The following is a 9,725-nucleotide window of genomic DNA, read 5'->3' on the forward strand; positions in this document are numbered from 1 at the left end:
TCTTGATCCGTGACCGGATACGGGCTGACCGAGTGTGTCGACGCGGCCGTGCGTGCCTATCTGGCGGAGCACCCGGAGGCGACCGTGGTCGCGCTGGACGAGGGGCTCGGCACCGGCTTCTGGCGGCTGGACAACGGGCGGCTGCACTGGCTGTCGGTGCTGCCGCAGGAGGCCGCCGCGGTGCGCCGGATGCTGCTGCCGGACACCGCCCGGCGGCACACCCTCGCCCGGGAACCGGCCGGCCGGGAGTGGCCGACCGCGGTGCCGGGGGCGTCCCGCGGGGTCGTGGTCATCGCGGCGGGGGTGCTCCGGCGGCTGCCGCTGCCGGCCGGGCGGGCGCTGCTGGCGGTGTGCGCGGCGCGGTTCCCCGGCGGCGCGCTGGTCTTCGACGCGCTGCCGCGGCGGGCGGCCGCCCTGGTCGCGGGCCGTCCGGACCTCGTACCGGGGCACCTGCGCCGGCCGTCGGCGGTACGGCACCGGCCGCCGGTCCCGCGGGCGTTGCGGCCGCGGGTGTACGAGGTCCGCTTCGCGGCCGGGCCCGCTCCGCTGCGCGGCGACGAGCGGTCGCGGCGGGGCGGGAGCGGGGCCGGCGACGGCGGCCGCAACCCCACCGCACGCCGAACGCATTGCCGGTAATCTGCGCCCAATGAGCGCCCTGAACCTCGATGACTTCGCCCATCTGATCGAGCGCCCCGATGGCGGGGTGCGCCGTGACGCCGAGGAGCGGCGGGCGCGGCTGGCCGTACCGCCGGGCGCGCTCGGCCGCCTCGACGAGCTGGGCGAGTGGCTGGCCGGGGCACAGGCGCAGGTGCCGGTGCGGCCGATCCGGCAGGCCCGGCTGGTGCTGTTCGCCGGCGATCACGGCGTGGCGGAGCTGGGCGTCTCGGCCCGGCCGGCCGGCGGGACGAAGGACCTGGTCCGGGCGGTGCTGGACGGCGCGAGCCCGGCCGCGGTGCTGGCCCGGCGGGCCGGGGCGCAGCTGCGCGTGGTGGACCTGGCGGTGGACTGCGAGCCCGGGGAGCTGCCCGAGGAGGTCACCCGGCACCGGGTGCGGCGCGGCAGCGGCCGGATCGACGTCGAGGACGCGCTGACCGCCGAGGAGGCCGAGGCGGCGTTCCGGGCCGGGATGGCGGTCGCGGACGAGGAGGCGGACGCCGGTACGGACCTGGTGGTGCTGGGCGATCTGAGCGTCGGCGGCACGACCGCGGCGAGCACCCTGGTCGCCGCGCTGTGCGGCACGGACGCCTCGGTGGTCACCGGGCGCGGCGCGGCGCGGATCGACGACCTGGCGTGGATGCGCAAGTGCGCGGCGATCCGGGACGCGCTGCGGCGGGCCCGGCCGGTGCTCGGCGACCAGTTGGAGCTGCTGGCCACGGTCGGCGGTGCGGACCTGACCGCGATCACCGGGTTCCTGCTGCAGAGCGCGGTGCGCCGGACGCCGGTGATCCTGGACGGCGTGGTCTCGGCGGCCTGTGCGCTGGTGGCGCAGCGGGTGGCGTTCCGGGCCCCGGACTGGTGGCTGGCGGGTCAGGCCAGCGGTGAGCCGGCGCAGGCCAAGGCACTGGACCGGATCGCGCTCAACCCTCTGCTCGACCACGGCGTCACTGCTGGCGAGGGGACGGGGGCGCTGCTGGCCCTGCCACTGGTGCAGGCGGCCGCGGCCCTGGCGGCAGAACTTCCCGTACGCGACTGAGGCGCGCGCCGCCCCGGCCGGGGCGGCGCTCCTTCCCGCCCGTACCGGACCACCCGGCGGCGCCCCATAAGATCTCGGCTTTACACGTTTTTTATGGGAGACATCGCTTGAGTCCGGACGAAGGCCGCCGCGAGCAGCGCGGCGGCACCTGGTCACAGCGCGGTGCCGCGTTCGGCATCTGGTACCTGCGCACGGTCACGTTCCTCAATCTGCTGAGCGCGGTGTGGGTGTCGTTCGGCAACGACATCCGCCGGCACAACGTCGAGGCGTACTTCACCCCGTACCTGCTGACCGCGGGGTTCGCCTCGGGGGCCTTCTCGCTGTTCCTGTCGGTGACCCTGCGGCGCCGCAAGCGGGCCGCCTGGATCCTGAACCTGGCGCTGTCCGGGCTGCTGGTGGGGCTGTTCGGCTTCGCGCTGGCGGCGGCGCCGGAGGTCCGCGGCCATCCGCAGAACTGGGTGTCGCTGGTGGTGACGGCGGTGTTCGCGGTCGCGCTGGTGGTCGGCCGGCGGGAGTTCTACGCCAAGGGCGACCGGGCGAACCCGAAGCTGGCGGCGGCGGTCGCGGCCGGCGGGCTGCTGGTCACCTCGCTGCTGGCGGCGCTGCTGGTGACCGTCACCAACACCGCCCACGACACGTCCTCGACGTTCGTCACGCGCTGGCGCTACGGCGTGATGCGCCTGGTGTCGCTGGCCGCCGACGACCACCGCTTCCCCAGCATCGACACCCCGAACTGGGTCAACGTCACCATCAACGTGCTGAGCACGCTGCTGCTGGTGGCCGTGCTCTGGGCGGCGTTCCGGTCCGTGCGCAGCACCGAACCGCTCACCGAGGACGACGAGGAGCGGCTGCGCGCCCTGCTGGACCGGCACGGCGACCGGGACTCACTGGGCTACTTCGCGCTGCGCCGCGACAAGAGCGTGCTGTTCTCGCCCAGCGGCAAGGCGGCGATCACCTACCGCGTGGTGGGCGGGGTGTCGCTGGCCTCCGGCGATCCGCTGGGCGACCCGGAGGCATGGCCCGGGGCGATCGAGGGGTGGCTGGCCGAGGCCCGGGCGCACGGCTGGGCGCCGGCCGTGATGGGCGCGAGCGAGGAGGGCGGCACGATCTACGCCCGGCACGGCCTGGACGCGCTGGAGCTGGGCGACGAGGCGATCGTGGAGACCGCGGAGTTCACCCTCGACGGCCGCGCGATGCGCACCGTGCGGCAGGCGTACAACCGCATCCAGCGGGCCGGCTACACCGTCCGTATCCGGCGGCACGAGGACATCCCCGCAGCGGAGCTGGCCCGGCTGCTGGAGCTGGCCGACGACTGGCGGGACGGGGAGACCGAGCGGGGCTTCTCGATGGCGCTGGGCCGGCTCGGCGATCCGGCGGACGGCCTCTGCGTGATGCTGGAGTGCAGCGACGAGCAGGGTCAACTGCGGGCGTTGCTGAGCTTCGTGCCGTGGGGCGCGAAGGGCCTGTCGCTGGATCTGATGCGCCGTGACCGGGCGTCGGAGAACGGGCTGATGGAGTTCATGGTCCTGGAGCTGATCCAGCGCGCGAAAGAGGTGGAGATCACTCAGCTCTCGCTGAACTTCGCGATGTTCCGTTCCGTCTTCGAACGCGGTTCGCGGCTCGGCGCGGGCCCGGTGCTGCGCCTGTGGCGCTCGCTGCTGAGCTTCTTCTCCAGGTGGTGGCAGATCGAATCGCTCTATCGCGCCAACGCGAAATACCGACCCATCTGGGAGCCGCGGTACATGCTCTTCGAGAAGAGCACCGATCTGCTGCGGATCGGCCTGGCCGCCGGCCGGGCGGAAGGCTTCCTGGAAGCACCTGGTCTGCCGAAGTGGCTGAACCGCAAGCACCTGGAGAACGTGAGATGAGTGTGGCCCGTGCGGGACGGCGGGACATAGCCGTTCTGCGCCGGGCGGCGCGGGCCGAGTGGGGACCGCTGCTGCGGACGGTGCGGTCGGAGCTGGTCACGGCCAGGCTGCGGGCGATCCCGGTGACGCTCGCCGCGGTCGGTCTGACGCTGGTCTTCCAGTTCGTGCAGAACCAGGCGTGGGGCTACCACGCCATCCAGGACATCGGCTCGGTCCAGGCGTACGAGCACCTGTGGCTCGCGCTGCTGCGCACCCCGCTGTCGCTGTTCGTGCCCGCGCTGGACCTTCCGGTGTGGGGCGCGCTGGCGCAGATCCTGGTGGTCTTCGGCATCGCCGAGACCTGCCTGGGCTGGCGCCGGACGCTGCTGGTCGCGTACGTGGCCACGCTCGCCGGGACGATGTACGCGCGGATCGGCATCTGGATCGGCCCGCAGAGCCCGCTGGGCCTGCCCGACTCGGACAAGTACGTCATCGACACCGGCCCGTCGGCGGCCGTGGTGGGGCTGGCGGTGTTCGTGTGCTGGCGCTACCGGGCGTGGTTCACCGGGTCGCTGGTGGTGCTCTCGATGGTCTTCGAGGTGCTGTTCATCAAGAACAACCTGGCCGGCAAGGAGCATCTCGCGGCGATCCTCGGGGTGCTGGTGGTGTGCGGGCTGTGGGAGGCCTGGCGGCCCGTGAAGCCGCGGGACGCACAGCGGGTCACCGGTCGGGGGCGCCGCCGATGAGGTACTCCACCTTGCGGCGGAGGGCCGCCCAGCGGCGGTCGTGGCGGTAGGCGCGGACCCGGGCCCGGGCCAGCGCCCGGGGGCGGTTGCGGTAGAGGCGCCTGGCCCACGGTGAGTGGGGCCGGGCCAACCGGACCGCGCCGAACAGCGCGACGAACGGCACGAACACCCCGATGACCGCCATCCGCGCCTTTCCCTTCACCAACGCCAGCAGCGCGAAGAGGAAGTTCACCGCGACCGTCCGGACGACGGTGAGGCGGTCGGCGGTCTCGTCCGGGGTGAGTTCGTCGACGCCGAACGGCAGGAAGCCGCCGAGGATCAGGGCGACCAGGGCGACGGTGAGGATGACGACCTCGACGCTCTTGGTGCCCTCCTCGGTCCAGTACACGTCGTCCAGGTGCAGGACCAGCGCGAACTCGTCCAGGACCAGCCCCACGCCCATCCCGAAGAGCACCGCCGCGATCCCGGCGCCGAAGCCGCGCCGGTCGCCGGCGATCGCGATGAACCCGCCGACGACCGTCAACACCACGCCGGGCACCACGTGGTGGACGTGCAGCCCGCCGGGCGAGATGTTGCGGAACGGGCCCTTCCCCGCCCGGATCAGCCGGGTGATGACCCGGGTGACGAGGAAGGTCAGCACGAACGAGGCCAGCGCGAGCAGCAGTGGCAGCTTCCCCGGCTCGACGATGTTGCGGTACCACCAGTGACCCATGGGCACCATTAGGCCCGCTGATCGCGGCCGGGGGCGGGAGGCAGGCGCGGCGGACGCCCGGATAGCCTGCCGCGATGACCGAGACCCCCGCTCCCCCGGCCCGCTGTGACGGCCTGCGCTTCGCGTTCGGCACGCTGACCGTGCTGCCGGTGCGGGTGCACCGCTGGGACCGGGCGGCGGCCCGGGGCGGGATGCTCTGCGCGCCGCTGGCCGGTCTGGTCGTCGGGGGCTTCGCGGCGGCGCTCGGCGGGGCACTGCTGCTGCTCGGCGGCGGCCCGCTGCTGGCCGCGGTCGGCACCGCCGCGGTGCCCGCCGTACTCACCCGCGGACTGCATCTGGACGGCCTCGCCGACACCGCCGACGGACTGGGCAGCGGCAAGCCCGCCGAGGACGCGCTGCGCATCATGAAGCAGTCCGACATCGGCCCGTTCGGCGTCCTCACGCTGCTGTTCACGCTGCTGGCCCAGGTGGCGGCGCTGGCCGGGCTGTACGCGGCGGGCTGGGCGTACGGCGCGCTGGGCGCGGCGGTGGCCGCGGTCACCGGCCGGTGCGCGCTGACCCTGGCCTCCCGTACGGGAGTGCCGGCGGCCCGTCCGGACGGGCTGGGCGCGGCGGTCGCGGGGGCGGTCCCGGTACGGGCGGCGCTGCTGTGCGCCGCCCTGGTGGTCGCCGGCTGCGCGACCGCGGGCGCGGTGTGGGGCCCGTACGGCGCGGTGCACGCGGGGCTCGCCGCGGTGCTCGGGCTGGCGGTCGGCGAACTGCTGCTGGGGCACTGCCGGCGGCGGTTCGGCGGGGTGACCGGGGATGTGTTCGGTGCGCTCGCGGAGGGCGCGGGGCTGACCACGCTGGTGGCGCTGACTCTCGGCTGATCCGGCCGTTCCCGCCAACTCCCGTGTATCGTCCATGAGTTGGCCGCGATCGGTACGGCCCGCCGCGCAACGGTCCGTACCGGTACGGCGGCAGGCCGGGCCTCGCGGCGTCGCCGAGCGTAGGCTCGGCCGCAGCAGCGCGCCAAGGCGCGACAACGGATTCCCGGACGGAACAGGACTCTCATCACCGTGACTGCACTGACCCTCAGTACTTCTTCCGCCGCAACGGTGCGTGCGGATGCCGTCGTCGTCGGCGTGGCCAAGGGCGCCAAGGGCGTCGTCGTGGCCCCCGGCGCCGAGGCCGTGGACAAGGCGTTCGGCGGCAAGCTCGCCGGTGTGCTGGAGACCCTCGGCGCGAGTGGTGCCGAGGGCGAGGTGACCAAGCTGCCCGCGGCGGACGGTCTCAAGACGCCGGTCGTGCTGGCGGTCGGCCTGGGCGACGCACCCGCCAAGGGCGACGGTTACGCCCACGAGGCGCTGCGGCGCGCCGCGGGCAGCGCCGCCCGGGCACTGGCCGGCAGCAAGAAGGCCGGCTTCGCGCTGCCGGTCGAGGACGCCGCGGCGGCCGGCGCGGTGAGCGAGGGCGCGCTGCTCGGCGCGTACACCTTCACCGCGTTCCGCAGCAACGGCGCCGGCAACGGCAAGAACGGCGGCAAGAAGAACGACGACAAGTCGGCGCCGCTGGCCGAGGTCGCGCTCCTCGGCGGCAAGCCGCGCGACAAGGAGTTCAAGGCCGCCACCGAGCGCGCGCAGGCGCTGGCCGCGGAGATCAACCGCGCCCGCGACCTGATCAACACCCCCTCCAACGCGCTCGACCCGAAGTCCTTCGCGGCCGAGGCGCAGGCCGCGGCCAAGGAGTTCGGCCTCAAGGTCGAGGTGCTGGACGAGAAGGCGCTCAAGAAGGGCGGCTACGGCGGTCTGCTGGGCGTCGGCCAGGGTTCGGAGGCCCCGCCGCGGCTGGTGCGGATCGCGCACACCCACCCCAAGGCGGACAAGACCCTGGCGCTGGTCGGCAAGGGCATCACCTACGACTCGGGCGGCATCTCGCTCAAGCCGGCCGGCCACAACGAGACCATGAAGTGCGACATGAGCGGGGCCGCCGCGGTGTTCGCCGCCGTCGTGGCCGCGGCCCGGCTGGGTCTTGAGGTGAACGTCACCGGCTGGCTGGCGCTCGCCGAGAACATGCCGTCCGGCTCCGCCACCCGCCCGGGTGACGTGCTGACCATGTACAGCGGCAAGACCGTCGAGGTGCTCAACACCGACGCCGAGGGCCGGCTGGTGCTGGCCGACGCGCTGACCCGGGCCTCGGAGGAGTCGCCGGACGCGATCGTGGACGTCGCCACCCTGACCGGTGCGATGGTGCTGGCGCTCGGCCACCGCCACTTCGGGATCATGGCGAACGACGAGGCGTTCCGCACCTCGATCCACGAGATCGCGGAGGAGGTCGGCGAGCAGTCCTGGCCGATGCCGATGCCCGAGCACCTCCGCAAGGGCATGGACTCTCCGGTGGCCGACATCGCCAACATGGGTGAGCGGATGGGCGGCGGCCTGGTCGCCGGGCTCTTCCTGAAGGAGTTCATCGGCGAGGGCATCCCGTGGGCCCACCTGGACATCGCCGGCCCGGCCTTCCACGAGGGCTCGCCCTGGGGCTACACCCCCAAGGGCGGTACCGGCTCCGCGGTCCGCACCCTGGTGCGGCTGGCCGAGCGCACCGCCGCGGGCGACCTCGGCTGACACCGCCCCTGTCTGGTCCGGTTTGTCCGTACGGCCCCGAGCTCACAGCCCGGGGCCGTCGGTGTGCGCAACGGGATATGTTCGCCCTCAACGAAATCCGCACGGCCGTACGCACAGGTAACCCGCCGGCACCCCCCCTCAGGCGGCGGATCAGCCGTCCACAGCCCGGCCCGCCGTCCCGGCTTCGTTGAACAAGTGCGAAGATGGGTTCTCGGCAGGACAGGGCCCCCCTTACCCAGGGCCGAATAAAAGCGGCCGAACAACAGCCGCGGTCCGGTCATCGCAGACCGGTCCGGCGCATCCATGCATGGAGGACGTGACGTGGCGAACGACGCCAGCACCGTTTTCGACCTAGTGATCCTCGGAGGCGGTAGCGGTGGTTACGCCGCTGCCCTGCGCGGGGCGCAGCTGGGCCTGGACGTCGCCCTGATCGAGAAGGGCAAGGTCGGCGGTACCTGCCTGCACAACGGCTGCATCCCCACGAAGGCTCTGCTGCACGCCGGTGAGATCGCCGACCAGGCTCGTGAGAGTGAGCAGTTCGGTGTCAAGGCCACTTTCGAGGGCATTGACATGGCGGCGGTCCACAAGTACAAGGACGACGTCATCTCGGGCCTGTACAAGGGCCTGCAGGGTCTGATCGCCTCCCGCAAGGTGACGTACATCGAGGGTGAGGGCCGTCTGTCCTCCCCGACCTCCGTCGACGTGAACGGCCAGCGCGTCCAGGGCCGCCACGTCCTGCTGGCGACCGGCTCCGTGCCGAAGTCCCTGCCGGGCCTGGAGATCGACGGCAACCGCATCATCTCCTCGGACCACGCGCTGAAGCTGGACCGCGTGCCGAAGTCCGCGATCGTCCTGGGCGGCGGCGTGATCGGCGTCGAGTTCGCCTCGGCGTGGAAGTCCTTCGGCACCGACGTCACCATCGTCGAGGGCCTCAAGCACCTCGTCCCGGTCGAGGACGAGAACAGCTCCAAGCTGCTGGAGCGGGCCTTCCGCAAGCGGGGCATCAAGTTCAACCTCGGCACCTTCTTCGACAAGGCCGAGTACACCGCCGACGGCGTCAAGGTCACCCTGGCCGACGGCAAGACCTTCGAGGCCGAGGTGCTCCTGGTCGCGATCGGCCGCGGGCCGGTCTCGGCGGGCCTGGGCTACGAGGAGCAGGGCGTCGCGACGGACCGCGGCTACGTCCTGGTCGACGAGTACATGCAGACCAACGTGCCGACCATCTCGGCCGTCGGTGACCTCGTCCCCACCCTCCAGCTCGCGCACGTCGGCTTCGCCGAGGGCATGCTGGTGGCGGAGCGGCTGGCCGGTCTGAACGTGGTCCCGATCGACTACGACGGCGTGCCGCGGGTGACGTACTGCCACCCCGAGGTCGCTTCGGTGGGCATCACCGAGGAGAAGGCCAAGGAGCTGTACGGCGCCGACAAGGTCGTCGCCCTCAAGTACAACCTCGCGGGCAACGGCAAGAGCAAGATCCTCAAGACCGCGGGCGAGATCAAGCTCGTCCAGGTCAAGGACGGTGCCGTGGTCGGCGTCCACATGGTCGGTGACCGTATGGGCGAGCAGGTCGGCGAGGCCCAGCTGGTCTACAACTGGGAGGCCCTGCCGGCCGAGGTTGCGCAGCTGGTGCACGCGCACCCGACGCAGAACGAGGCGCTCGGCGAGGCCCACCTGGCCCTGGCCGGCAAGCCCCTCCACTCCCACGACTGACCCGAGTCCGGGCGCGACGACCACATCCTGCAATTCGTAAGGAGCAACCGAAACCATGGCGGTTTCCGTAACCCTTCCGGCGCTCGGCGAGAGCGTCACCGAGGGCACCGTCACTCGCTGGCTGAAGGCCGAGGGTGAGCGCGTAGAGGCCGACGAGCCTCTGCTGGAGGTCTCCACCGACAAGGTCGACACCGAGATCCCGGCGCCGGCCTCCGGCACCCTGCTGGAGATCGTGGTCGGCGAGGACGAGACCGCCGAGGTCGGCGCCAAGCTCGCCGTCATCGGTGCCAAGGGCGCGGCCCCGGCCGCCCCGGCCCCGGCTCCGGCCGCCCCGGCTCCCGCCGCCGAGCCCACCCCGGCTCCGGCTCCGGCGCCCGCCCCCGCCGCTCCGGCGCCGGCCGCTGCCGCCCCGGC

General features: G+C 72.9%; 9 protein-coding genes. 8 read left to right on the plus strand and 1 reads right to left on the minus strand.

Features of this window, described 5'->3' with window-relative positions; translation table 11 throughout:
- The first annotated feature begins 9 nt into the window (after positions 1-9).
- The 4 genes from ACFV1J_RS34705 to ACFV1J_RS34720 all read left to right on the plus strand — a co-directional run bounded on the left by ACFV1J_RS34705 (position 10) and on the right by ACFV1J_RS34720 (position 4,286).
- Complete coding sequence (locus tag ACFV1J_RS34705) at positions 10-636, plus strand: class I SAM-dependent methyltransferase (RefSeq protein ID WP_385864972.1); 627 nt, start codon at positions 10-12, stop codon at positions 634-636.
- 10 nt (positions 637-646) lie between these two features.
- Positions 647-1,693, plus strand: a complete 1,047-nt coding sequence (cobT, locus tag ACFV1J_RS34710; RefSeq protein ID WP_385864974.1) for a nicotinate-nucleotide--dimethylbenzimidazole phosphoribosyltransferase — start codon at positions 647-649, stop codon at positions 1,691-1,693.
- 107 nt (positions 1,694-1,800) lie between these two features.
- Positions 1,801-3,561, plus strand: a complete 1,761-nt coding sequence (locus tag ACFV1J_RS34715; protein WP_385864977.1) for a phosphatidylglycerol lysyltransferase domain-containing protein — start codon at positions 1,801-1,803, stop codon at positions 3,559-3,561.
- Entirely contained in the window at positions 3,558-4,286 is a 729-nt protein-coding gene (locus ACFV1J_RS34720) for a hypothetical protein (protein WP_385864979.1), read from the plus strand. The genes ACFV1J_RS34715 and ACFV1J_RS34720 overlap by 4 nt, the downstream gene beginning before the upstream one ends.
- Here ACFV1J_RS34720 and ACFV1J_RS34725 read toward each other — a convergent pair.
- Positions 4,261-4,998: a hypothetical protein gene (locus ACFV1J_RS34725; protein ID WP_385864981.1), complete on the minus strand. Its 738-nt coding sequence runs from the start codon at positions 4,996-4,998 to the stop codon at positions 4,261-4,263. The genes ACFV1J_RS34720 and ACFV1J_RS34725 overlap by 26 nt on opposite strands.
- A 74-nt stretch (positions 4,999-5,072) precedes the next feature.
- On the opposite strand from ACFV1J_RS34725, the gene ACFV1J_RS34730 reads away from it, so the two are divergent.
- From ACFV1J_RS34730 to ACFV1J_RS34745, 4 genes are all read left to right on the plus strand, one after another.
- Entirely contained in the window at positions 5,073-5,867 is a 795-nt protein-coding gene (locus ACFV1J_RS34730) for an adenosylcobinamide-GDP ribazoletransferase (RefSeq protein WP_385864983.1), read from the plus strand.
- 189 nt (positions 5,868-6,056) lie between these two features.
- Positions 6,057-7,601, plus strand: a complete 1,545-nt coding sequence (locus ACFV1J_RS34735) for a leucyl aminopeptidase (RefSeq protein ID WP_385864984.1) — start codon at positions 6,057-6,059, stop codon at positions 7,599-7,601.
- A gap of 321 nt (positions 7,602-7,922) precedes the next feature.
- Positions 7,923-9,311 (plus strand): dihydrolipoyl dehydrogenase, encoded by a 1,389-nt coding sequence (gene lpdA / locus ACFV1J_RS34740; protein ID WP_385864986.1) that lies wholly within the window; start codon positions 7,923-7,925, stop codon positions 9,309-9,311.
- Positions 9,312-9,366: 55 nt separating this feature from the next.
- Positions 9,367-9,725, plus strand: a 359-nt coding sequence (locus ACFV1J_RS34745; protein ID WP_385864987.1) for a biotin/lipoyl-containing protein, incomplete at its 3' end; no start/stop codon positions are given.

It is taken from the genome of Streptomyces sp. NPDC059649 (assembly GCF_042734445.1).
GTDB lineage: Bacteria > Actinomycetota > Actinomycetes > Streptomycetales > Streptomycetaceae > Streptomyces.

Coding starts and splice junctions, on each gene's coding strand:
- cobT (WP_385864974.1), top strand. CDS start 647: ATGAGCGCCCTGAACCTCGATGACTTCGCCCATCTGATCGAGCGCCCC.
- ACFV1J_RS34720 (WP_385864979.1), top strand. CDS start 3,558: ATGAGTGTGGCCCGTGCGGGACGGCGGGACATAGCCGTTCTGCGCCGG.
- ACFV1J_RS34725 (WP_385864981.1), bottom strand. CDS start 4,998: ATGGGTCACTGGTGGTACCGCAACATCGTCGAGCCGGGGAAGCTGCCA.
- ACFV1J_RS34730 (WP_385864983.1), top strand. CDS start 5,073: ATGACCGAGACCCCCGCTCCCCCGGCCCGCTGTGACGGCCTGCGCTTC.